Source organism: Streptomyces sp. NPDC048142 (assembly GCF_043202835.1).
Taxonomy (GTDB): domain Bacteria; phylum Actinomycetota; class Actinomycetes; order Streptomycetales; family Streptomycetaceae; genus Streptomyces.
Map to the genome: position 1 here is coordinate 135,159 of NZ_JBIDBC010000012.1, position 22,609 is coordinate 157,767.

At 70.5% G+C, this 22,609-nt stretch carries 24 protein-coding genes and 2 pseudogenes; 12 read left to right on the forward strand and 14 right to left on the reverse strand.

Annotation, left to right across the window (positions count from 1 at the left end; translation table 11 throughout):
- The first annotated feature begins 115 nt into the window (after positions 1-115).
- The 3 genes from ACGF2Y_RS17895 to ACGF2Y_RS17905 are packed head-to-tail and all read left to right on the forward strand — an operon-like array spanning position 116 to position 2,951.
- Positions 116-547: a hypothetical protein gene (locus ACGF2Y_RS17895; RefSeq protein WP_392948028.1), complete on the forward strand. Its 432-nt coding sequence runs from the start codon at positions 116-118 to the stop codon at positions 545-547.
- Positions 544-2,364 carry an alpha/beta hydrolase gene (locus tag ACGF2Y_RS17900; RefSeq protein WP_392948031.1) on the forward strand — a complete coding sequence of 607 codons (1,821 nt, stop codon included), beginning with the start codon at positions 544-546 and terminating at the stop codon, positions 2,362-2,364. The genes ACGF2Y_RS17895 and ACGF2Y_RS17900 overlap by 4 nt, the downstream gene beginning before the upstream one ends.
- Complete coding sequence (locus tag ACGF2Y_RS17905; RefSeq protein ID WP_392948033.1) at positions 2,361-2,951, forward strand: hypothetical protein; 591 nt, start codon at positions 2,361-2,363, stop codon at positions 2,949-2,951. The genes ACGF2Y_RS17900 and ACGF2Y_RS17905 overlap by 4 nt, the downstream gene beginning before the upstream one ends.
- 255 nt (positions 2,952-3,206) lie before the next feature.
- On the opposite strand, the gene ACGF2Y_RS17910 is transcribed toward ACGF2Y_RS17905, so the two are convergent.
- The 3 genes from ACGF2Y_RS17910 to ACGF2Y_RS17920 all read right to left on the reverse strand — a co-directional run bounded on the left by ACGF2Y_RS17910 (position 3,207) and on the right by ACGF2Y_RS17920 (position 5,059).
- A complete protein-coding gene (locus ACGF2Y_RS17910; RefSeq protein ID WP_392948036.1) occupies positions 3,207-3,623 on the reverse strand; it encodes a DUF6336 family protein in 417 nt (138 codons plus the stop codon).
- Between the two features lie 196 nt (positions 3,624-3,819).
- A complete protein-coding gene (locus tag ACGF2Y_RS17915; protein ID WP_392948039.1) occupies positions 3,820-4,392 on the reverse strand; it encodes a hypothetical protein in 573 nt (190 codons plus the stop codon).
- Positions 4,385-5,059: a hypothetical protein gene (locus ACGF2Y_RS17920; protein ID WP_392948041.1), complete on the reverse strand. Its 675-nt coding sequence runs from the start codon at positions 5,057-5,059 to the stop codon at positions 4,385-4,387. Before ACGF2Y_RS17920 ends, ACGF2Y_RS17915 begins: the two co-directional genes overlap by 8 nt.
- A gap of 189 nt (positions 5,060-5,248) precedes the next feature.
- Between ACGF2Y_RS17920 and ACGF2Y_RS17925 the strand changes: the two genes are divergently transcribed.
- Positions 5,249-6,352: a sensor histidine kinase gene (locus ACGF2Y_RS17925; RefSeq protein WP_392948044.1), complete on the forward strand. Its 1,104-nt coding sequence runs from the start codon at positions 5,249-5,251 to the stop codon at positions 6,350-6,352.
- Between the two features lie 30 nt (positions 6,353-6,382).
- On the opposite strand, the gene ACGF2Y_RS17930 is transcribed toward ACGF2Y_RS17925, so the two are convergent.
- Both ACGF2Y_RS17930 and ACGF2Y_RS17935 read right to left on the reverse strand, forming a co-directional pair.
- Positions 6,383-6,622, reverse strand: coding sequence for a DUF397 domain-containing protein (locus ACGF2Y_RS17930; protein ID WP_392948046.1), 240 nt, complete (start codon positions 6,620-6,622; stop codon positions 6,383-6,385).
- A complete protein-coding gene (locus ACGF2Y_RS17935; protein WP_392948049.1) occupies positions 6,619-7,428 on the reverse strand; it encodes a helix-turn-helix domain-containing protein in 810 nt (269 codons plus the stop codon). The genes ACGF2Y_RS17930 and ACGF2Y_RS17935 overlap by 4 nt, the downstream gene beginning before the upstream one ends.
- Positions 7,429-7,509: 81 nt before the next feature.
- Here ACGF2Y_RS17935 and ACGF2Y_RS17940 point away from each other — a divergent pair, with 81 nt between their 5' ends.
- On the forward strand, positions 7,510-7,935 hold the full coding sequence (locus tag ACGF2Y_RS17940) for a hypothetical protein (protein WP_392948051.1): 426 nt from the start codon (positions 7,510-7,512) through the stop codon (positions 7,933-7,935).
- Positions 7,936-8,003: 68 nt separating this feature from the next.
- Here the strand turns inward: ACGF2Y_RS17940 and ACGF2Y_RS17945 are convergent, their stop codons facing one another.
- The 5 genes from ACGF2Y_RS17945 to ACGF2Y_RS17965 form a co-directional block, all read right to left on the reverse strand.
- Positions 8,004-8,930: a hypothetical protein gene (locus tag ACGF2Y_RS17945; RefSeq protein WP_392948053.1), complete on the reverse strand. Its 927-nt coding sequence runs from the start codon at positions 8,928-8,930 to the stop codon at positions 8,004-8,006.
- Positions 8,931-8,997: 67 nt separating this feature from the next.
- A complete protein-coding gene (locus tag ACGF2Y_RS17950) occupies positions 8,998-9,600 on the reverse strand; it encodes a hypothetical protein (protein ID WP_392948056.1) in 603 nt (200 codons plus the stop codon).
- A 172-nt stretch (positions 9,601-9,772) separates the two neighbouring features.
- Entirely contained in the window at positions 9,773-10,291 is a 519-nt protein-coding gene (locus tag ACGF2Y_RS17955; RefSeq protein ID WP_392948059.1) for a GNAT family N-acetyltransferase, read from the reverse strand.
- Positions 10,292-10,330: 39 nt separating this feature from the next.
- Positions 10,331-10,609 (reverse strand): type II toxin-antitoxin system RelE/ParE family toxin, encoded by a 279-nt coding sequence (locus ACGF2Y_RS17960; RefSeq protein ID WP_392948062.1) that lies wholly within the window; start codon positions 10,607-10,609, stop codon positions 10,331-10,333.
- A 3-nt stretch (positions 10,610-10,612) separates the two neighbouring features.
- Positions 10,613-10,891: a type II toxin-antitoxin system Phd/YefM family antitoxin gene (locus ACGF2Y_RS17965; protein ID WP_392948065.1), complete on the reverse strand. Its 279-nt coding sequence runs from the start codon at positions 10,889-10,891 to the stop codon at positions 10,613-10,615.
- Between the two features lie 197 nt (positions 10,892-11,088).
- Between ACGF2Y_RS17965 and ACGF2Y_RS17970 the strand changes: the two genes are divergently transcribed.
- The gene (locus tag ACGF2Y_RS17970) at positions 11,089-12,255 is read left to right on the forward strand and encodes a hypothetical protein (RefSeq protein ID WP_392948068.1); all 1,167 of its coding nucleotides are present in this window, start codon (positions 11,089-11,091) and stop codon (positions 12,253-12,255) included.
- Here the strand turns inward: ACGF2Y_RS17970 and ACGF2Y_RS17975 are convergent.
- Positions 12,228-13,013, reverse strand: coding sequence for an SAM-dependent methyltransferase (locus tag ACGF2Y_RS17975; RefSeq protein WP_392948070.1), 786 nt, complete (start codon positions 13,011-13,013; stop codon positions 12,228-12,230). The two genes, ACGF2Y_RS17970 and ACGF2Y_RS17975, sit on opposite strands and share 28 nt — an antisense overlap.
- Positions 13,014-13,248: 235 nt before the next feature.
- Positions 13,249-13,413, reverse strand: a complete 165-nt coding sequence (locus ACGF2Y_RS17980) for a hypothetical protein (RefSeq protein ID WP_392948073.1) — start codon at positions 13,411-13,413, stop codon at positions 13,249-13,251.
- A gap of 34 nt (positions 13,414-13,447) precedes the next feature.
- Here ACGF2Y_RS17980 and ACGF2Y_RS17985 point away from each other — a divergent pair, with 34 nt between their 5' ends.
- On the forward strand, positions 13,448-14,386 hold the full coding sequence (locus ACGF2Y_RS17985) for a CPBP family intramembrane glutamic endopeptidase (RefSeq protein ID WP_392948075.1): 939 nt from the start codon (positions 13,448-13,450) through the stop codon (positions 14,384-14,386).
- A gap of 21 nt (positions 14,387-14,407) precedes the next feature.
- Here ACGF2Y_RS17985 and ACGF2Y_RS17990 read toward each other — a convergent pair.
- A pseudogene (locus ACGF2Y_RS17990) lies at positions 14,408-15,602 on the reverse strand (ABC transporter permease).
- Positions 15,599-16,156 (reverse strand): annotated as a pseudogene (locus ACGF2Y_RS17995) (ABC transporter ATP-binding protein); the annotation flags it as partial. The pseudogenes ACGF2Y_RS17995 and ACGF2Y_RS17990, both read right to left, overlap by 4 nt.
- Positions 16,157-16,161: 5 nt before the next feature.
- Here ACGF2Y_RS17995 and ACGF2Y_RS18000 point away from each other — a divergent pair.
- The 5 genes from ACGF2Y_RS18000 (at position 16,162) to ACGF2Y_RS18020 (ending at position 22,601) form a co-directional block, all read left to right on the forward strand.
- Positions 16,162-16,845: a winged helix-turn-helix domain-containing protein gene (locus tag ACGF2Y_RS18000; RefSeq protein WP_392948077.1), complete on the forward strand. Its 684-nt coding sequence runs from the start codon at positions 16,162-16,164 to the stop codon at positions 16,843-16,845.
- 74 nt (positions 16,846-16,919) lie between these two features.
- Positions 16,920-18,503 carry an ATP-binding protein gene (locus ACGF2Y_RS18005; protein WP_392948079.1) on the forward strand — a complete coding sequence of 528 codons (1,584 nt, stop codon included), beginning with the start codon at positions 16,920-16,922 and terminating at the stop codon, positions 18,501-18,503.
- Positions 18,500-18,997, forward strand: coding sequence for a hypothetical protein (locus tag ACGF2Y_RS18010; protein WP_392948081.1), 498 nt, complete (start codon positions 18,500-18,502; stop codon positions 18,995-18,997). Before ACGF2Y_RS18005 ends, ACGF2Y_RS18010 begins: the two co-directional genes overlap by 4 nt.
- Positions 18,998-19,622: 625 nt before the next feature.
- A complete protein-coding gene (locus tag ACGF2Y_RS18015; RefSeq protein WP_392948084.1) occupies positions 19,623-21,824 on the forward strand; it encodes a glycoside hydrolase domain-containing protein in 2,202 nt (733 codons plus the stop codon).
- Between the two features lie 126 nt (positions 21,825-21,950).
- On the forward strand, positions 21,951-22,601 hold the full coding sequence (locus tag ACGF2Y_RS18020) for a hypothetical protein (protein WP_392948087.1): 651 nt from the start codon (positions 21,951-21,953) through the stop codon (positions 22,599-22,601).
- Positions 22,602-22,609: the final 8 nt, after the last annotated feature.

The following is a 22,609-nucleotide window of genomic DNA, read 5'->3' on the forward strand; positions in this document are numbered from 1 at the left end:
ATGGTTGTCCAGCCATTTCCATGGCTGGAACCCGTTCCCGATCGCGTACGTGTGCATGACCTGCGTTAGTCTCATCGACGCGCAGAAACGGAGTGCAGGCAGACGGGGGAGTGTCGTGTCCCATTCGGAGCGTTGGCAGGAGCTGTTCGGACCGACCGTCGATGGGCCGGAGATGAGGCTCGCCTCGGCGTCCGACGACTCCGGGGCCGGTGCGGGCGGAACAGGGAACCTCAAGTACAGCAAGGGTCCGTGGACCAGTGCTTCCGGCACCGCCGGCGATCTGAGGACCAGGGCGGAGACGAGCCGGTCGGTGCTCGGGCGCGGCCACGAGGGCGTCGAGGCGGGAGCCGCCGGGCTCAGCTCCGTCACGGCCCTCAAGGGCGTGCTGACGTCCTGGGAGGAACGCCTTCAGGCGGTGCGGGACGAGTGCGAGCAGCTCAAGGGCACCCTGCGGACAGTCGCCAAGGAGATGGGGGAGACGGAGACCGCGGTCAAGACGTCCCTCAAGGGGGTCCACGTCCCTGGCGAGGGGGATGAGAAGCGATGACCGTAACCCTCACTTGGCAGCTGCTGCGCGACCTCAGGACCTCCGAGCTCACGCAGTCGGGCGACAAGTGGCACGAGGTCTCCGGCCGTTCGGCCTCCGACCGGACACGGGTCGACCGCGCGATGTCGGCGAAGCTCCGCGAGACCGAGGAGAGCGATACAGCGGAAGCGGCCCTCGGCAGGCTCCGGCGCCTCAGCCGCAACTTCCAGTACCTGCACACCGAGTGCGGGCTCGTCCGGACAGCGCTCAACGGGCTTGCCGGTGATCTCGCTGATCCTCAGCGCCAGTTGAAGCAGGCACTCGAGGACGCCGCCTCCTTGAACTTCACCGTCCACGAGGACGGTTCCGTCAGCTACCCGGCCGTCGAGGTCGAAGATGTGACCGGAGCGAAGCAGGATGCGCCGGGCGGCCAGGCCCGAGGCAGCTCCCACCTCCCGCTGGAACCGCCAGGCCTGGGCTCGCAGGGGCGGCAGCCGCTCTACCTCGGCTACTCGCGCTTCAAGCCGACGAACCCGAACGCGGAGAAGGCGCAGGACGTGGCCGACCGTATCGCCCTGGCCGTACGGTCCGCGCGGGAGATCGACGCCCGGTACGCGAAGACCCTCAACGGTCTGAAGGCGGAGAAGGGCCTCGATGTCACTGCGGCTACGCTGAAGGATGTCGCCCGGGACACCGCCGACGTCCGCTCCACCGCCGGTATGCACCTCGCCGAAGGCATCCCGCAGGACAAGGACCCCGCCGAGCGCAAGAAGTGGTGGGACGGGTTGACCGATGAACAGCGGCAGGAGTACTTGAAGGTCGCACCGGATCTCATCGGCGATCTTGATGGCATTCCGGTGGTGGCCCGCGACGAGGCGAACCGCAACCACCTGCCGGTCCTGATCGACGAGATGGCGCGACAAGATGGCGACGACGCCAGGACCAAGCTCGACGCCCTCCGCATGATCCAGGGCAAACTGGGCGAGTCGAGTCACCCGCCCATGTTCCTTCTGGGCATCGGGGACGAGGGCAACGGACGCGCGATCGTCTCGTACGGGAACCCCGATACGTCAAGGCACGTCGCGGCGTACGTTCCCGGTCTTGGCACCAAGCTCGACGGTGACTTCGTCAAGGGCACGATGAAGCGGGCCCAGGACACGGCCATCGGTGCCCGAAAAGTGGACCCGTCCACCGCCTCGATCATCTGGCTGGGCTACGACGCCCCGCAGAGTGTGGACGTGATGTCGAAGGGCGATGCGCAACGGGGTGCCCCGGCGTACAACGAGTTCATGGCGGGCATCTCGGCGACGAACGCGGACGAGGACCCGCATGTGACGGCGATCGGGCATTCCTACGGCTCGCTCACCGTGGGCACGGCCGCCAAGGAGTCCGGGGGGATCCCGGGCGTCGATGATGTGATCCTGCTCGGCAGCCCCGGTGTGGACGCGCAGAAGGCGACGGAACTCGGCGTGGGCAAGGATCACGTGTTCGTCGGCGCCGCCGACAACGACCCGGTCACTCATCTGCCCACGAAGGGCGAGGCGGCGTTCGGCCCGGGGCTCGGCTGGGTGATGGGAGGCCCGGAGGGGGTCAGAAGGGCAGGTGACCTCTTCGACATCGGCAACGACGATCTGTACTTCGGCAAGGACCCGGCGAGTGAGGCCTTCGGGGCGCAGCGCTTTCAGGTCGATGACGGGCCCAGGATGGTTCTCGAGGCCGGAAAGTTCAAGGCCCACTCCCAGTACTTCGATCCGGAGAGGGATCATGATTCGGCGGACAACATCGCCAGCATCGTCGGCGGACGTCCTGAGGACATCGTGAGGGAGAAGCATCGATGAGGCGCATCACGCGGACCGTTCGCCTGGCCTGTGCGGTGGTTGTGGCCGGCGTGATGGTCGCCGGGTGCGGGCTGTTGGGCGGTGCCAAGAACGGAAAAGGTGCATTGGCAGGCATGGACATGCAGGGAGCGGCGGAGCGCGCTGACGGGATGTTCTACGCGACGGTCGGGGCAATCAAGCCGGAAACCGAGTGGGTCCACTACACGACGACGACCGGCAGCTGCGATGTGACGCGCTACTGGACCGTGATGACGGTCGTCTCCGAACAGCGCCGGGGCAACTTCCTCGGCGTGGTCGAGCGCTTCTGGAAGGCGAGCGACTACCGGATCAAGACGGTGAATCCGAGTAAGGAGATGCCTGCGATCATCGCCGTATCCCCGGACGGCTTCGGCATCATGGTCAAGTTCGGTTACAAGGGGCAGGCGTTCTTCGATGTCACCAGCCCGTGCGTGGACGAGTCGAAGGTGGCCCCGCCCACGAAGGTGGCCAACGGCCGTACGTACGAAGGTGAGATCCCCACCCCCAACGTCCGCTCCGACTTCTGGTCCGCCGAGACTCCGGTACCGGGCCCCGCGCCCTCACCCTGACCGAGAGTGGGCCGATGGGCCCACGGCTGCACCGGATCGACGGTCGGGAGCCCCGGCCTTGCTCAGGAGGCGGCGAACTCCACGAAGGACGTCCAGGTCGCGGGAAGACGGCGAGTGTGGGGACGGCGAGGTCCGTGGGTCGCGGACGGTCCACCACCCCGACAACCGGGAACCACGTAAGCCGCACAGCGACCCGACGCAGGGCTCGGGCAGGGGGGGGGCGCAGAGGGCGGGTCCGTGTGGCTGCCGGGTGCATCAGGCGCCCCACAGCCAGGAGCCGTACGCGGCCGATGAGACGAGTTCGCCCAGGCCGAAGGCGAACGGGACAGGCACCAGCAGGAAGGCGCCGGCGCGGACCAGGGCCGGTCCGGCGATGGAGACCACGTCATGGCGGCTGGTCGTCGTGAGGAAGTCCCGCCAGCGCAGGATGTCACCGAGGCTGCACGCCCAGAAGAACAGCCCGATCACCAAGAAGACCGTGCCGGTCAGCAGTCCCAGATAGGTGGTAGCTTCCAGCAGGTCGACACGGGTGTCGTGATCCCGCACGACGAGTGCGGCGACGATCACGCAGATTGCGGCCCCCACGCCGTACGCCGCGCCACGCGCCATGACGCCGCCCAGTCGCAGACGCGGTTCGAGTACCCCGTTCGCGTCTCTGCTCGTGCGGGCCATGCGTGTGCTCCCTGTCGTCACCGCCGCGCCGGAGGATGCTCCACGTCCACCGGCATCAGCTGCGTCTGCACGGTGTCGCAATCGGGCCGGACACGCAAGGTGGTGCGGTGACGTGAGGTGGTGTGGCCGCACTGTGCGAACTCGTCGGCCACTGATGGGGCGGGCCCGGGAAGCCCTTGGCCGGGCCGGCCGGGACTCAGCGACCCCGCCCCGGACGCCGGCGGCGGTAGTAGGACACCGTGACGACCGCGAGCAGCGGGCCCCAGGCCAGCAGGGGGAGATAGCAGGCGGTCATCAGCCAGTAGTGGAATCCGTCGGGGGATCCAGGGGCGCCCATGTTGTCCGCGCCGTTCCAGGTGAACGCGCCGGTCACCGTGATGAAGGTGACGAGCGCCGCGCCGAGCGACGCGGGGATCACCGCCGTCATGACGGGGATTCTCCGGCCGCCCAGGACCGGTACCCAGTGCGGCAGTTCCTCGCCCCATCTGTGGATCAGACCCAGGGTGAGCAGTCCGAACGCCTCGGCCAGCACGCTGAGGCCGATGAGGTAGAAGGACTCGGGGCCGGGGAAGTTATCCGGGTGGAGGAACTCGTCGGTGAATCCGGAGTCCCAGCCCAGAGCGATGGCGACGCGCCACAGCCCGGAAGGCACCAGGGTCAGCGCGGCGGCGTGCGCCGCCAGGCGGACGGAACCGGGGACCTGGGGTACGGAACGGGGGACCTGGGGTACGGCTGTGCCGGCCGTTCCGGCGGTCAGGGTGTCAGCCACGGCGGATCGCCGCCCCGGGCTGCGCGGGAGTCTTGGCGATCTCGGCGTGGACGACCTTGTAGCCGCCCTTGATCACGGTCGTGAACGGTGCGGGCGCCATGCACGTACCTGCCCGCGGCATGACGAGCTGGCCGTTCTCATCAACGTTCCCCGGGTCGGCGTTCACCACCCCCCAGGAGAAGCCGAGCCGGTCCGGCTCACCCCTGCCGCCCTGCTGCACGCTGATGCCGAGCCGGGCGCCGACCTTCCCGACGTTCGTCTTCGTCACGATCGCGGTCAGAGTCGCTGTCCGGCCACTGGTGACCAAGCAGTCCACCTTGGCCTCCGACCACCCCGTGGGTCCGCCCCGGAAGGCGTGGGAGAACTTCAACGTGCCCCGGGCGTCTGTGGACAGGCCCTGGGGTGCCTCGGGCGGCATCGGCCTCGTGAATGGCGTCTGTTCGGCATGGATGGTGAAGCGGATGTCGTCGTCGGGCGACTCGATGTAGGAGATTCGTGCTTTCCCATGAACGCTCGCGGTCTTCGCCGGCTTCTTCTCGACGGACGTTGCCGGGGTTGCCGGGGCTGCGGGCCCGGCTGCGGGAGCGGCTGCGGGAGCGGGCCCGGCAGTGACCAGCCCGGCGAGGACGGCGATGACCGCCGTAGCGCCGATTGCGGTGTTGCGCATGATGAACTCCCTTTTCCTGAACGGGGTTTGTGTCGCCGTGGTCGCCGTGGTCGGTCGGACAACTGAAGCTTCGCCCCTGGCGCCGCGCGATCCCATCCGCCGTTCGGCACAAAGACCGCGCCGATGCCCGCCCTTCTATGCCGTTCGGCAGAGAGCCCCGCCGCATCGCGCACTCGTACGCTGATGACCATGTGGGAATCAACCGGCTCGGCCGTCCGGGCGCTCGGCGCTCTACCGTCACTCGCGGCCGCGGGCACGCTGGTGTGGGCCGTTGCCCGCCCCCGCGCCGCGGTTCGTCAGCGGCTCGGCCGTCTCGCCCGCCCGACCACGGTCTGCGCGGCCCTCTCCCTGATCACCAGCTTCGCCCTGCCGGATTCTGGTCTCGGCTCCGGCTGGAAGCTGGCGGAGGCCGCCTTCCTGCTGGTCCTCCTGGCCGTGATCACCCGCTGGTCACCCCCGCGCGAACTCGGGCCCGCCCTCCCGCTGGCCGCCCTCGCGGTGACCCTCTGGCCGCTGCCGCTGGTCGCCGGTGAGTCCTTCCTGGAGTCCGTCGGAATCGCCACCTTCTGGCTGCTGCCCGTAGCCGCCGCGGTGGCGGCCGGCGCCTACCCCCGCCGCCAGGAGGCGCGTCGCCGGAGCGCGGTGGCCGAGGCCCGCAGCGCTCAGCGTCTTCAGCTCTCCCGTGACCTGCACGACTTCGTCGCCCATGACATCAGCGGGATCGTCGTCCAGGCTCAGGCGGCCCGCTTCGTCGCCGCCACCGACCTCTCGCAGGCGATGCTCGCCCTGGAACGCATCGAGAAGGCGGGCCTGAGCGCCCTGGCCGCGATGGACCGGACGGTGGAGATGCTGCGCGGTCCGGAGGCTGCCGCCACCGAACCGCTCCCCGACGTCTCCCAACTGGAGGCCCTGATCGAGAACTTCACCTCGGCGGGAGCCACCGAGGCGTGTCTGGACCTGCCTCCGGTGGTCACGGAGATGCTGTCCCGCGAGGCGGGCACCGCCGCCTACCGCATCGTCGTCGAGGCGCTGACCAACGTCCGCCGGCATGCCCCTGACGCCTCCCGCGCCACCGTCGCGTTCGTGCCCACCGCCACCACGGTGGAGCTCCGGGTCACCAACGACAGCGGCGCCCGCACGGGCCCGGCCCGCAGGCGGGCGTCCCGGGGCGGCCTCGGCCTCCCCGCTCTCACCGAGCACGCACAGGCCCTCGGCGGGACCCTCTCGGCGGGACCGTACGGCGACGGCGGCTGGCGTCTCACCGCCGTCCTGCCCGCCACGCGGCACGGGTGAGCGGCCCCCGGCGACTACCGCGTCGGCCCGTCAGGCTGCGGCGAACTCCACGAAGGACGCCCAGGAGGCGGGGGAGACGGCGAGCGCGGGGACGGTGAGGTCCTTGGAGTCGCGGACGTGGACGGTGTGGGGGCAGGTGGCGACCTCTACGCAGTTGCTGCCCTGGGGACCGCTGAAGGTGGACTTGGACCAGGTGAGCGCGACTTCGATGCAGTCGCCGCTGTCGTCACCGCTGTACGTGCTCTTGAACCAGTGGAGTTCGGTGCTCATCTCGCCAACTTCTCGATCTCTGTTTGGGATTCCTCCGGGCTAAGGGCTTGTGCCCGCAGAGTGCCATATTTCCCGAACAGGACGGCCACGATCGGATGTTCGTCGGCGAGGAGGCTCTGGCTCTGCACTTCGAGGTAGGCAAACCGCCGCCGTTCCCTTGTTTCCAGCAGGACGAATGGTCCGCTCAGGCCACCGTGGGTCTCGCGGTGGGGAGACATCACCTGAAGGGTTACGTGGCGCATGCGTGCCACGTCGAGGATGTGGGCGATCTGCTTCCGGTGTACGGCCCGGCCTCCGATAGGTCGAGCCAGCGCGCTCAACTCGATGACAAAGCTGAGCTCGGGCACGTCCTTGCGGGTGATGAGGGATTGCCGGGCCAGTCGGTCCGCGACTCGGCCTTCGATCACGTCGTCGTCCTCCGGCGGGTAGCACGCTTGCAGAACGGTGCGCGCGTAGGCCTCAGTCTGAAGCAGGCCGGGCACCACATGCGTCTCGTATGCGTGCCGAGCCGCCGCCTTCCTCTCCAGTCTCGCCAGTTCCTCGAACCAATCGGCGAGGTAGCTACTACCGGTGACGTCCTCTCCTGCGGCCACGAGCGCACCCTGTGCACCCACCGCGTCGTCGGCGCGCTCGACGAACCCCCCTCTCGGAGGCCGGTTTCCGCGCTCGACCATCGCCACTTGCGACTTGGAGAACCCGATTCTCCCGCCCAGGGCCTCCTGCGACAGCCCGGCACGCACGCGGAAGTGGCGCAGCAGTCGGCCGAACATGACGGCGTTGCCGCTCGTCTCGTTTCCCAGGTGCACGGTGCCCCCTATAAGTGCACAGTGGTGCACGGAGTCCTCAGAACTCTGGTCACGGTACGTGTCCGGCGCAACGCTGAGCGCATGGAACTGAAGAATTCACCGGATCCGGTGCCCTCCTGGATCCCCGCCGCCGGCCACGCCCTCCGCCATGTCGGCATTCACTTCGACGCCGTCCGCGCCATCGGGCTGCTCGGTGAGGAAATCGCGTACGAGGTCATGCAGTTCACCGACTTCCGCGCCGGGCCCATCGTCCGCTCCGGCATCGGCGAGCGCAGCATGTACTTCCTGCTCGCGCCCGGCACCGCCGCCGGGCACCGCTGGCCTCCCGGGGTGGAGGCGATGAGCCGGAGCGCGCGGGGGGACGCGTTCGTCGGGGTTCCGGCGCTGGCCGGTGGCACCTGGCCGCTGGACTGGCGGTCGCGGCCCACGGTCCAGGAGCCCTTCGTGGACGGTGGGTTGCTGCACGAGATGGCCTGGCTGCGGGCGGGGTGCGGCGTGCGGGAGTGAGCGGGGCCGGCTTGCCGCGCTCCTGGCCCGGGAGAACGCCGCTCCCCGGTATCAGCTCCGGCGTCACCTCATGGGGCCCTCGCCGGATCAGGAAGCTCCGCGATCTTCTCGCTGTTGTCGGCGGCCAGGTCCACCAGGCGCTCGTACTCCTTCGCGGTGAGTGCGCGGTCGGAGGTCCTGATCTCGCCGTGGTACTGGCCCCGGCTCGCCCCGGACTCGACGGGTGGCCCGATCGCGGTGCATGACAGGTCCTCCGACGTGCCCGGCTTGATCAGGAGGGCACCCGAGCACTCCGGGTCCAGGTCCATCGGAGTGCCGTCCCGGTCGATGGCCCACGCGTAGGTCACCGGGACGGCCTTGGAGGCGTCCGGGTCCGAGGTGGGCCCGAGGTACGTAACGGTCACCCGCGCGGTGAAGACGCAGGCGGTGGGGGCGCAGGCGCCCTTGTAGCCGCGCAGGATCTGGGAGGTCATCTTGATCCGGTGATCCACCGAGTCGCGGATCAGGGGGAGCTTCGACCGGAAGTCGGTGGAGAACCGCTCCACCTCCGGCCTGGACATCGCCTTGATGTCGAGCACGGCCGTCCCCCCGGGGAAGCTGATCCGGTCCACGAACCGGGCGCCGTTCGCCCGCTCGTCGCTCAGGCAGATGGTGGTGTCGTCGGCGTGGATCGGGGTGCAGGTGTGGTCGCCCACGGTGACGGGCTCGCCGACGGTGATCTTCTCGTCCGGAACGTCCTGCGCCAGCACGGTCTTCGCCAGCGCCGGAGGCGCCAGGGCCGTGGCGGGGTCCTGGGAGAAGAACATTCCGGGCTGCACCATTGCGGGGTGTTCCGCGAGCACCTTCGACTTCTCGGCCATGCCGAGCGACTGCCACGCCTCGGTCTTCCCCCGCAGGAACGACTCGCCGTCGATGGCCACGTAGTCGAGGGCCGGGCTGTCGGGCATCCGCAACGTGCCGAGCGCGTCGGCGGGGTTACTGACGATCAGGTCCACCCGGGCGTCCTCGCCCTTCGGAGCGCCCGCTCCGCCGCTCCGGGAGCGGCGTCCTCGGGTATGACCATCAGGGCGCGTCCGGCGCGTCCGGTGGTTCCCGTCCGGCCGGTGGCTCCGGTGGCTCCGGTGGCTCCGGCCTGTTCGGTCTGTCCGGCCCGTTCGGTCTGTTCGGCGCATCCGAGCCGGGCAGGGCAGGTGTCCCGTCGGCTTCCGTCTCCACCAGCACCAGTCTGGTCACCACCGCGTCGGCGATCACCGTCGCACGCTCCGACTCCAGCCCGCGCTGCGCGGCCATCGTCAGCACCGACTCCCGTACGATCAGGAGCTGTTCACGCGTCAGCGGCGGAATGGTCACCGGCTCGGGCGCGGGTCTGCGGAACAGCCTGCGCAGGGCGCCGCCCGTCCTGGCGATCCCGTTGTCCACCCAGGTCCCCACGATCCGCTGCGCGGCCTGGTCCACCGCCAGCCACACCACCGGGGTCACCAGCGCGGCGACCTCCCCGAGCCCGAATCCCAGGGGCTCCCGCCGCCGGTCCCTGCCTCCCAGCCGCCGTACGGCCCTGGCGTCGTCGAACCCGGCGAGGCCCGCGATCAGCGGCAGTTCCTCCGGGGCCACTTCGGTCACCACATCCCGGACCAGGTCGCGTACCCGAATCGCTTCGACGTCCATGACACCTCCGGAGGCCGGAAACCGGAAACCGAACCGTCGACCTGGTGAAATCCCCGTATGGCCAAGGGAGTTCAGACTCCGGTCACGTAAGGAAGAGCGTAGCGCCTCCGGTGCCGCGTTCGGGCTCGGAACGCCCTTTTGGAGGGGGTGTGGGTGTGCGGCGACGATTCGGTCACCGGCCCTCCGGTGGGCGCACCATGAAGACGTCGATCGGGTCCTGCGCTTCCACGACGAATCCGTGGCGCTCGTAGAGCCGGCGGGCGGCGCTGCCCTGGAGGACGTTCAGGCCCACGGTCATCCCCTGCGCGTCCGTTCGTTCCAGGACCGTGCGCAGCACGGCGGATCCGAACCCTCGGCCCTGACGGTGCGGGGCGAGGTAGAAGTGCTCCAGCCACAGCCTGCCTTCGGCGGGCCGGACCGTGACGCATCCCGCGAGTTCACCGTCGATCGTGATGATCGAGCTGTGCTGCGGGGAGAACGAGTCCCGCAGCCGCTGCCGTACCCGGTGCTCGTCGTAGCGGCCGAGGCGTTCCAGGTCGGCACGCATGACCGTGGCCCGCAACTCCGCGATCGCCTCGATGTCGGCAGGCTCCGCAGAACACAGCGCCCAGCCCCCGGCGGTCGTCGGCGTGGCCCCTGCGGGCACCGCTATGTCCGACCGCGTACCGCTCTCCGTCGCCCCAGCATCCATGGCCGGAGTATTTCAGTCCGGCTGCTCCGAAGAGCGAGCTCAGAGGGTCCGGTGGATCTCGCGCCGATGGCCGACGGCCAGCACCCAGACGATGAGCCGACCGTCCTCCACGGTGTAGACGGCCCGGTAGTCACCCACTCGGAGACGCCAGCGTGCGTCATGACCCTGGAGCGGCTTGACGTCGAATGCGGCGAGGTCCCCCGCATCCAGGGCCTTCCGGAGGTCCGCCAGGCGGCCGAGGACGCGCCGGGCTTCCGGCAGGGGAATCTTGAGAAGGTCCCGCTGCGCGTGGGCCGTGAATCGTGTGACGTGGCCCATGGGTCAGTTGGCCGAACGGAGGAGTGCGGCCATCTCTTCGAGGGATACCGATCCGTCGGTTCCTTCGGCCTCCGCCTTGTCTGCGAGTCGGTTGAGCCATTCATCCTCATACCGCTCGGCGGCCTCGCACAGGCGTCTGTACTCGTCGATGTCGACGAGTACCGCTTCACTCTTGCCTCGGCGGGTGATGATCGTGGGCGTCTCGTCACGGCGGGCGCGGTCGATGACGTCCGCGAGGTGCTTGCGTACCTCTGCCATGGATGCGGTTACGGGCTCGCTCATATGGATTAATGTATCAGATGTACATCTGTTGCGTGCCTTGGGGGCGGAGGGTGAGTGGGTCGCCACTCTCTGCGGTACGGTGATCGTGACATTACGCTCCGTGTGCTCAGGTTCGACAGCGCACAGGGCGGCCCCCGGGGGTGTTTGCGCACCGACCCGAGGGCCTTCACCACTAGTGGATTCGGAGTCCACCCGCGATGCTTTCGCATGTTATCCCGCCCCCTCGGGGCTACACGAAGGCCCCCAACGGACTGGTGCGCAATCCGCGCATCGGCAGCGACGCGAAGGTCCTTGTCCTCTACGTCCAGGGGCTGCCCGAAGAGGACCGGGACAAGGCTCTGGGCGAGCACGCCCGCGCTCTGCGCATGACCGGTCGCGCCTACCAGAAGGCCAAGGCCGACCTCGTGACGCACGGGTACGTTCACGAGCGGCGGGAGAGTATCGCCAAAGGGCGCTGGCGGACCGTCCAGGTGTTCAGCAACCAGCCGTTGTCCGATGACCAGGCGGCCCGTCTCCGCGCCGGTGTTCCCGCCGATGGGTACGAGTACGTGGGCGTCTCCGCCGTGCCCGACGCGTGGCCCGCTCCGAGTACGCACTCTCCGACGGTCGGTGAGCCGACCGGTCGGAGGGCCGGTGGTCAATTACCCGCAGACGAAGAACAGGGCGAAGACTCTTCCCACCCACCCACCGAACCGGTTGACGAGCCGGTAGCGGAGCCGGAAGCGGAAGCGGGGACGCGAGAGGAAGCGGAGCCGGAAGCGGGGACGCAGGAGGAAGCGGGGCCGGAAGCGCCTGCGCAGGATGAAGTTCTGCTCGCCGAACGCGTGTTGCTCTCGCTGCGGCACAAGACGCGTGAGCTGTCGCTCGGGGTGCGCGAGGCCCGCAAGCTCGCTTCGCTCGCCGCCGAGTGGCTGCGGCGGGGCGTCAGCGCCGGGGATCTGCGCCTGGCGCTGAGCAGCGCGTTGCCGGCGGAAGGAGTGCGCACGGCCTTCGGGTTCCTGGAGCACCGGCTGCTGGAGAAGCTGCCCGCGCCGCCGGGGGAGACGGCGGACCTGGCGGTGGCGGCGGAGTCCGTACCAGCACCGCTACCGCCACTGCCCCTGATCGCCTGCGACGGACCCGGCGAGGAGCACATGTTCCGGCCCCGCGAGTCGTGGTACACCACGTGCGGTCGGTGTCACCGCGAGAGGGAACGCGCCTACTGGGCCGACGTACAGGCCCGTGCCGAGGCCGACCCCGCACCTCCGCCGCCGCCCTGGCGGGAGCTCGTCGCCGCAGAGGCCCGCGCGGACGGGACCGGTGGCGGGGGCGTCGCGCGGACCGCGGGGGCTTCCGGCTACGGAACCCGGGCCACCGCCACGTAAAGGCCGCTGTGCTCCTGGGCGGGCGCGGGGGTGCCGTTGAACCACTCCGGGGCCTTCACCAGGCCGGGGGCGGTGATCTCCAGGCCCTCGAAGAACCGGGAGAACTCCTCGCGGGTCCGCAGGGCCAGTTGGATGCCGCCCTTCTTGTACTCGTCCTCGCTCCGCTGCCCCATCTCCTCGTTCACGTCGGACGCGCCGTGGGACAGCACGACGTAACTGCCGGGGGCCATGGCGCTCGTGAACGTACGGACGATGCCGATCGGGTCCTCGGCGTCGGGGAGGAAGTGGAGGAGGCCGAGGAGCGACAGGGCGACCGGGCGGTCGAAGTCCAGGGTCTTGCGGGCCGCGTCGAGGATGATCGCGGGCCGGCGGACGTCGGCGTGGACGTAGTCCGTCACGCCCTCCGGCCGGCTGATCAGCAGCGCCTCCGCGTGGCGCAGGACGATGGGGTCGTTGTCACAGTAGACGACCCGGGCGGAGGGGCGGACCTCCTGGGCCACCTGGTGCAGGTTCGGCGCGGTGGGGATGCCCGTTCCGATGTCCAGGAACTGCGTCATGCCCTCGCCCGCCAGCCAGGCCGTCGCACGGTTCATGAAGGCGCGCTGCTGATGGGCGCCGATCTTCGCCTCGGCGGGCAGGAGTTCGGCCATCTGCTGGTCCACCGGGTAGTTGTCCTTGCCGCCGAGCAGCGCGTCGTAGACCCGGGCCGAGTGGGGCCTGCTGGTGTCGATCGGAGGGGGAGGCGCCTGTGCCGTCATGCCGGACTCCAGATACATGTGGTGTGGACCATTAGGTTCAGTCGACGCAGTCTGCCACAGCGATCAAGGCGGCGGGCGGGGGCAGTTGAGAGTGCTTGGGGTCCCGGTGATCCGGTGGCCGCCCCCGTCCGGGGCCGGTAGCGGGCCGTGTCCTCGTGTCGCGTTGACCCGTACGCGGGCGGCGACCGAAGATCACTGGTGTGAACCCCCCATCCGACATACCCCAGCCCCAGCCTCAGCCTCCGTTCCAGCCCCAGCCACCTTCCCAGGCCCAGGCCCAGCCCTCGTCCCAGGCCCAGCCCTCGTCCCCGTCCCAGCCTTCGTCGCCCTGGGCCCCGCCTGCGTCCTCGGGCGAGCCGCCCCGCCCGCCCGAACCGGGCTGGCAGCACGGGTGGGACAAGCCCCCGGAGTGGAGCCGCCCGCCCTCCGGGCCGGTGCGGGCGCCCGGGGGCTCCCGCTACGACGAGCAGGGGCGCAACGGCCGGGGCGGACGGTTCGGCTGGCTGGGGGAACTGTCGGTCGTCGTGGCGCTCGTCCTGGCGGGCATCCTGGCCGTCAGCCTGGTCGGTATCGCTGTCGCGGAGCTGCTGGACGCGGGACCGGCGTCGGCAGACAGTGACATCTTCTTCGAGGACCCCGTCGCGGATCTGGCCATCCAGCTCCTCGGCATCGCGATCGCCATCCCCATCGTCCTGTGGGCCGCCCGCCTCGTGGGCCGGCGGCCCGCCGGGACCCTCTCCTCCGTCGTCGGGCGGCTGCGCTGGGGCTGGCTCCGGCGGTGCGCCGCCGTGGCCTTCCCGCTGATGACCCTGCAGATCGGCCTGCTGATCGCGTGGACCTGGAACGACGAGCCCCTCGTGGGGACGGGGAGCGGCTTCCCGGGGTGGCCCGTCTTTCTGCTGAGCCTGGCCGTGGTGCTGGCGCTCGTACCGTTCCAGGCCGCTGCCGAGGAGTACGTATTCCGGGGCTGGCTGGTCCAGGTGATCGGCCGGGTCGTGCGTTCGCCCTGGCCCGCGATCGTCGTGGCTTCCCTTCTGTTCGCCCTGGCCCACGGGTTCGGCGAACTCTCCGGGTTCCTCCTGCTGTTGTACTCGGCTCTGTGGTGGGGCTGGCTGGTGATCCGTACCGGCGGTCTTGAGGCCGTGATCGTCATGCACGTCGCGAACAACCTGCTGGCGTTCGGCCTCGCGGCGGGCTTCGGTGAACTGTCCACCACGGAGACCGCGGCCGACGCCCCCTGGCAGGCCATGGTGGTCGAACTCGTCTTCGCCCCGCTGTACTGCCTGACCATCGCCCGGATCGCGGACCGCCGCGGGGTCGAGCGGGTGAGTCCGGGACCGATCCCGGGGCCGCTTTCGGGGCAGCTTTCGTAGCGGCGGCCGGGGCCCGCGCCCTCACGTCGCGTTCAGTGCCACCGTCGGGTGCAGGCGCGAGGCGCGGATCGCCGGGTAGAGGCCCGCGACCACGCCGATCACCAGGGTCGCGGCCAGGCCGCCCGCCAGGGACCACGGCGGGACCACCGCCGTCCACCCCTGCACCCGCGCGAACCCGTACGTCGCCACCGTGCCCAGCAACGCGCCCGTGACGCCGCCCAGCGCCGACAGCAGCAGCGACTCGGTCAGGAACTGGAGCCGGATCGCGTTGCGCGTCGCCCCCAGCGAGCGGCGCAGGCCGATCTCCTGGCGGCGCTCCAGCACCGAGATGACCATCGTGTTGGCGACGCCCACCCCGCCGACCAGCAGGGCCACCGCGCCCAGCCCGAGCATCAGGGCCGTCAGCCCCTTGTCGGCGGCCGCCCGCGCGGCCAGCGCGTCCGAGGGGCGCGAGACCCGGACGACGGCCTCGTTGCCGGGGCTGACCGTGCGGGCCAGTACCGCCCGTACGTCCTCGACCGAGGCGTCCGTGGAGCGCTCGAAGACCGTGGTGGGGTGGCCGTCGAAGCCGAAGTAGCGTGTCGCGGCGGGGAATCCGACCAGGGCCACCCGGTCCAGGGTGGGGACCAGCTCGATGGGTTCGAGGATCCCGACGACGGCCACCCGGGTGTCGTTCATCATGATCGTCCCGCCGGGGCGGGTGATGCCGAGCCGGTCCGCCGCCACCGCGCCCAGGACCGTGGTCGGCAGGTGCTCCCCGGCCGGGGTCAGCCAGGTGCCCCGGGCGACCTCGCCGCCGAGCGTGGAGAGCAGGTCGGTCCGGGCCGCCTGGGTGGTGACCCCGGCGGTGCGCTCCTCGGGGACGACGTCGCTGCGGCGGATGCGGGCGTCGACGTCGGCGGTGGCCGTGGCGTGCCGCACCGGGCCGATCCGCTCGACCATCGCCACCACGTTCTCGGGCAGCTCGACCGTGGCGCCGAGCGGATCTTCGCCCGCCTCGGCGGTGAGGAGATTGGTGCCGAGGCGGTCCAGCCGGGACATCAGGTCCGCGCGGCTCGACTCGGACAGGCCGACGACCGCGACCATCGTCGCGATGCCGATGGCGATGCCGAGCGCCGAGAGCACCACCCGGGCCCGGCGGGCCCGCAGGCGGACCGCGCCGACGCGCAGGACGTCCCGGGGGGGAGAGGCGGGCGGGTTTGAGGTCGTGGGTCATGCGCCGGCCTCCGACGTACATGGTGGGGTGGTGCGTTCGTCCGAGACGATCTCGCCGTCCCTGAAGCGCACTTGGCGCGGAACCGCGTCCGCGATCCGGTGGTCGTGCGTGATCACGCAGACCGTGGTGCCGGACGCGTTCAGCTCGTGCAGCAGCTCCATGACGATCGCGCCGGACGCCGTGTCCAGGGCCCCGGTCGGCTCGTCCGCCAGCAGCAGCCTGGGCTCGCCCACCAGGGCGCGGGCGATGGCGACCCGCTGCTTCTCGCCGCCGGACAGCTCGTTCGGGGTGTGGGAGGTCCGGTGGTCCAGGCGTACGCGGGCCAGCGCCTCGCGCGCCCGGTCGCGCCGCTCCCGGCAGCCGACGCCCGTGTACAGCAGCCCGTCGGCGACGTTGTCCACCGCGCTCCGGCCGGCCGCCAGGTGGAAGTGCTGGAACACGAAGCCGATATGGCGGGCCCGGAGGGCGGAGAGGCGGGCGTCGGAGAGCGCCGACACGTCGTACCCGGCGACCCGGACCGTACCCGTGGTGGGCCGGTCCAGGGTTCCCATGGTACGGCGTGGAGACGGCCGCCACCGGCGAGCAGGCCCTCGCGCTGCTGGCCGGGGAGCGGGGCGCCCGGGTCGAACTGGCCGTGCTGGACCTGATGCTGCCCGGCATGGACGGCTTCGAGGTGTGCCGCCGCATCCGGGCCCGTACGGCGGCCCTGCCCGTCATCATGCTGACCGCACGCGGCGACGACCGGGACATCGTGACCGGACTGGAGGCGGGGGCCGACGACTATGTGGTCAAGCCGGTCACCGCGCCCGTCCTGGAAGCCCGCATCCGGGCCGCCCTGCGCCGCGCGGTACCGGCCGTGGGCCACGCGGTACCGGCCGTGGGGGTGGGGCAGGAGCCGGACGCCGGTCACCTGAACAGTGCCGATCGCGCCGGTCACGCGGATCGTGCCGATCATGCCGGTCTGGTGATCGACCGGGCCGGGCTGACCGTCACCAAGCACGGCACGCACATCGCCCTCCCGCCCACCGAACTGCGGGTCCTGCTGGAGCTGTCGGCCGCGCCCGGCCGGGTCCTCACCCGGGAGCAGCTCCTCGCATCGGTGTGGGACCACACCTTCCTCGGCGACTCCCGGCTGGTGGACGCGGCGGTGGGGCGGCTGCGGGCCAAGATCGAGGACGTGCCGGCCAGACCCCGGCACGTACAGACCGTGCGGGGCTTCGGCTACCGCTTCGGGCCGCTGTGAGGCGACGCCCCACCAGGAACGGGCGCGTGGGCAGGCGCGGGCTCGGGCACGGGCGCGTGGGCAGGCGCGGGCGCGTGGGCGTGCGCGGGCCCCGGCGGTTCGTCGGCGGGCTGCGCGTGCGGCTCGTCGTCACGTTCGTCCTCGTCGCCCTCGTCAGCGCGGTGACCGCGACGGCCCTCGCCTACCGGGACGCCCGCACCGCCGTCCTCCAGCGCACCCAGAACACCGCCGTGAACGACCTGAGGGAGCGGGTCGCCTCGGTCGCGGCGGGGTTCGACCTGCCGCCCGACCAGCGGTCGCTGTCCCGGTTCGCGGCGAAGGTCTCCGAGGGGCTGGGCGCGCGCACCGTGGTCGCCCGCCACCAGGACCTGCCCGCGGTCTCCGACGCGAACGCCGACACGGAGGGCCGGATCACCGCCGAGCTGCGGGCCGCCGTACGGGCCGGGGACGGGACCCGGTTCCAGCGGGTGGAGTGGCGGGGCGATCCGTACCTGGTCGTCGGCACGCCCGTGACGTATGCCGACGGGGACCGGCACGCCTCCGGCCTGGAGGTCTTCGCGATCACCGACCTGCGGGCCGAGCGCGACGACACCGCCGCCCTGCTGGACTCCGTACGGACGGGGACCGTGCCCGTGGTGGTGCTGGCCGCGCTGCTGGCGCTGCTGGCCGCCGGGACGGTCCTGCGGCCGGTACGGAAGCTGGGGCGGGCCACCCGCGAGCTCGCCGAGGGGGACCTCGGCAGCCGGGTGGCGGTCCGGGGGCATGATGAACTGGCCGACCTGGCAAGGACGTTCAACGAGACCGCCGACGCACTCCAGGCGTCCGACGCCGAGTTGCGGGCCCAGGAGGCGAAGGCGCGGCGGTTCGTGGCGGACGTGTCGCACGAACTGCGCACCCCGCTCGCGGCGATGACGATGGTGGCGACCGTCCTGGAGGAGGACGCCGACCAGCTGCCGCCGGACGCCGCCCACGCCGCCCGTACGGTCGGCGCGGAGACGGCCCGGCTGTCCCGGCTGGTCGAGGACCTGATGGAGATCTCCCGCTTCGACGCCGGGGCGGTCCGGCTCAACGCGTCCGTGACGGACCTCGCCGACACCGTACGGGCGTCGCTGGCGCTGCGCGGGTGGACGGACCGGGTGACGGCCGAACTCCAGGCGGACGTACGGGCCGTGGTCGACCGGCGGCGCATCGACGTGATCGTGGCGAACCTGGTGGGCAACGCGCTGCGGCACGGGGCGCCGCCGGTCACGGTCACCCTGGCCGCGCCCGGGGGCGACCGGGTGACGCTGGAGGTCGCCGACCACGGCGAGGGGCTGCCGCCGGAGGCCCGGGAGCGGGTCTTCGACCGGTTCTACAAGGCGGACGCGGCGCGTACGCGCAGCACGCCGGAGGACCGCGGCCATGGCGGCGGGCTCGGGAAGGGCGAAGACGTCGGGAAGAGCGCCAGTGGTCTCGGGCCGGGCGGCGGCCTCGGGCAGGTCAGTGACCTGGGGCAGGACCGTGGCTTCGGGCAGGGCAGCGGCCTCGGCATGGCCATCGCCCTGGAGAACGCGCGGCTGCACGGCGGCACCGTCGAGGTGTCCCAAGGCCCGGAGGGCGGCGCGGTGTTCACGCTCCGGCTGCCCCTGCGGCACTCGGAGGAGGAGGGGGACGGGTGAGACGTGTGCGGGGAGTCGTCCTTACGGTGCTGGGGGCCGCGCTCGCCGGGTGCGGGGTCCAGCCGACCGGGGTGATAGAGGCGGGCGAGCCCGCGTCCGGGCTGACGCGCGGGATGCGGCTGTACTTCGCGTCCGGCACCGGGCTGCGGGCCGTGCCCCTGCTCGACCAGGACGTCAGGAGCCTCGACTCGGTGATGAAGCTGCTCGCCCAGGGGCCGTCGGCCGCCGAGCGGCGCGAGGGGCTGACGACGCTGCTCCACGCCCCCAGCGGCTACTCCGTGACCGGGGACGGAACCGGCGTCACCGTGAAGCTGGAGGGCCCGTACTGGGCGGACGCGCGGGACCAGGTGACGGGGCAACTGGTCTGCACGCTCGCCGGCTTCCAGTCCGTCCGGGAGGCGGAGGTCCGGCCGGACGACGTGGAGGTGACGATCCGCCCGGGGGAGGGGCCGGTGCTGGGGCCGTTGCGGTGCGCGGAGTTCCTGGGTGGCTGAGGAGCGCGGCGGGGGCGGGGCGTGGGCGTGGCGGCTACCACCATCGAGATGCCGATGCCGATGCCGATGCCGATGCCATCGCATTCGCCTCCGAGGGGTCGCCCTGACGAACAGCCGGCCAACAAGTCACATGTCCAACAAGCAAGTCACATGTCCAACAAGGCGCAAGCCCAACAATGCGCAAGCCCGACAAGGCGTACTGCTCGACGCAGGTGCCCGAAGTCCGAAGTCCGACACCCCTTGTCGGCCGTTGATGATCTTCGTGAAATGCTCATCAAGCCGTCGATCGGTCGCCAGGGGCTTCGGGCAAAGCCTCGAAAGGCCCGGTTGGGCCGGCGGTCAGCAGGAGGATCAACCGGCATACGAAAGAAGGCCAGGACACCGACCATGCCCTTGTCCCGCTGGGATGCGGCGTATCGCCGTAGCGGCCCGAGAGGGACGATGCCGCAGCAGGACACACGGGGCTTCCCGCGGAAAGGTTCTTCTCAGTTTCCGGTCGAACGTCGGAGGCTGCCACTGATAGCCGTTCTCGCCATCGCGGTCGTTTGACGACTGCTCCAAGGCGGCTGCCCCGCACGCGCGGGGTGGCCGATCATTCGCGCGTTCTTTCGGGAAGAGGATTTTCATGACCGACGAAATGGTGCTCCGCGCCCAGAGATTCGTTAACACCACCTACGACAACGGTGTCACGCTCGGCATATCCAAGCTGACCGAGGACGGTCGGACCGGGTGGTCCGTCATGTACGCCCTGACCCGGGCTCTCCAGTACGAAATGGGCATCACCGCACTCTCCAACTCCTTCGGTCCGGCCACCCTCGGGAAGATCGGCGAGCTGTACGGCAAGATCGACGAGACCACCGCTCCGTCCGCGACCTTCTGCCGGATCATCCAGTCCGCCCTGTACTGCAAGGGTTACGACGGGGGTGAGATCGACGGCGTCTACAACGCCAGGGTCAAGGCATCGGTCGCCAAGCTCCACCAGGACATGGGTGCCGACGCCGCCCACCCCGGCGGCGCCCTGTGGCCGAAGACGACCAAGGGGCTGTTCAACATGGACTCCTACGTCACTGTCGACGGCGGCTCGGACGGCATCCGCTCCATCCAGCAGTGGCTGAACGGCCGTTACCTGCCGCGCAAGGACTTCTACGTCATCCCCTGCGACGGCCGCCATTCCAGGGACGTATCCAGGTCCATGCTCTTCGCGATCCAGTACGAACTGGGTATGGCCGATGGCACCGCGAACGGATTCTTCGGCCCCGGGACCCGGTCGGGCCTGAAGAGCCACACGGTCTCGGTCGGCACCGTGGGAGTCTGGGCGCAGTTGTTCACCGCTGCCATGATCCTCAACAAGCGGGACGTGCCCTTCGGCAGTTTCACCGCCACGGTGAAGTCCGGCGTGGAGAGCTTCCAGTCCTTCACCAAGCTGCCGGTGACCGGGCAGGGCGACTTCCCGACGTGGGCCTCGCTGCTCGTCTCGTACGGCGACCAGTCCCGCAAGGGCACCGCCTGCGACGGCGTCACCATGGTGACGCCCGCCCGCGCACAGGCTCTGAAGGACGCCGGCTACGAGTACGTCGGCCGATACCTCTTCAACCCCTCCAGCACCTCCCTGCCGGAGAAGCAGATCCAGCCGGGCGAACTGGCCACCCTCAAGGAGTACGGTCTCCGCTGCTTCCCGATCTACCAGACCTGGAGCCGCTCGGCCGACTACTTCAGCTACTCCCAGGGCTGCATCGACGCCACCAACGCGATCGAGTGGGCCCGGATGCACGGTTTCAAGCCAGGCACGATCATCTACTTCGCGGTCGACTACGACGCCATGGACGGCGAGGTGACCGACTTCGTTCTTCCGCACTTCCGGGGCGTGATGCGGACGATCGGCGAGAACTCGGCGTACCGCGTCGGCGTCTACGGTCCCCGCAACGTCTGCCAGCGCGTCGCCGACGCCGGCTACGCCGTGGCCAGTTTCGTCTCCGACATGTCCTCGGGGTTCTCCGGGAACCTGGGCTACCCGCTGCCGACCAACTGGGCGTTCGACCAGATCTCCACGATCACGGTCGGATCCGGCAGCGGATCGATCGAGATCGACAACAACATCGCCTCCGGACGCGACACCGGGCAGGGCGATTTCGGCCCCGGCATCCCGACGGAGCGCGATCTCGACGTCGAACTCGACAAGACCGCGTACCGGACGGCGATGCTGGAGGATGTGCGGACGTACCTGAACTCGATCGGAGTCCCGGAGACCGGCGGCGCATGCTGGACGGCGGACGACGACTGGGTCACGTCCAACGTGGTCTCCACGAAGGAGGCCTTCGACATGGTCATGGACGCCGACTGGCTTTTCACGAACCTGGCCCGGACGCTCAAGCTGCGGAAGGCCCTCATCCAGGCCCCGGTCCTGTGGGAACTGCGCAATCTGAACCCACTCGACGCCGTCGCCGACGAAGCGGTCAAGCTCGGACTGCGGGACGACAGCGGCACCGGCTGGGGGCAGATCTTCGCCGGGGCGACCATCGCTGCCCGCAACTACTGCATGCGGAAGGGCATCATCCACGGCACCCCGCTGCGCGACAGCGATACCCGGGCCGTCTGGGAGAAGCTCCAGGAGCCCGAGTACAACGTCCCGTCCGTTGCCTACCTGACCCTCCACAACGCACACAGGCTCGGCAGGGCCCGGCCGAACCTGACCACCAGCCAGGCCGATACCCGGGCGATCCTCGCCCGCCACAACGGCACCGGGCGCAGGGCGGCACAGTACGGGCGCGAGCTGATCGGCCTGTACAACGTGCTGGAGAACTACAACAGGCTCAGCCGGGCCAGCTGAGTCCGGAGCCGTTCTTCCTGGTCATCGGATTCGGATGGACCGGAGCAGCCGGATGAATCCCGCTGAACGAGAACCGATGACCGAGACCGACAACCGACAACCGAAAACCGACGAGAGAAGAGAAGCATGAACAACGGAATGTCGCGACGGACCGTGGTGCGGACCGCGGCCGTGCTGAGCGCGGTGGCGGCCGTCGGCCTGGCGTCGGCGCCGACCGCGGCATCGGCCGCCGACACCGCGGAGTCCGGGCGGCAGGGCGCCGCGAAGCAGCCGGAGACGACCCCCAACGGGTGGCCGGTGCAGGCCAACGCCGACCACGACACCCAGGTGTGGACCCGTGCGGTGGCCGGCACCGGGCTCCACGTACCGGTGTGGATCGGTGACCCGGAGGCCATCCTGCTGCACGTGGTACGCCGCTACCACTACGAGGTGGCGGAGATACGGTCCGGCGAGCTCACCGGCTGGCAGAAGGCGGGCGGGGCGGACACCACGTCCCCCGGGGCCAACACGGCCTCCGGCAGCGCGGTCCGCATCCGCCCGGGGGCCTCCGCGCCGGGCAGCCTCTTCCCGCTGGAGAGGACGGCGGTGCGGGACATCGTCGCCGACTGCGCGGGCGTGGTCCGCTGGGGCGGTGACGACGACCGTGCGGACGAGTCGCTGTTCTACCTGGACGCCGGACCGCGGGACCCGCGCGTACGGGCGCTCGCCGACCGGCTGCGGGAGAGCGAGGCCGCCCCGGGCCAGGGCGCCGGCCATCCCGTACCCCTGGCGGGCTGACGGCACGT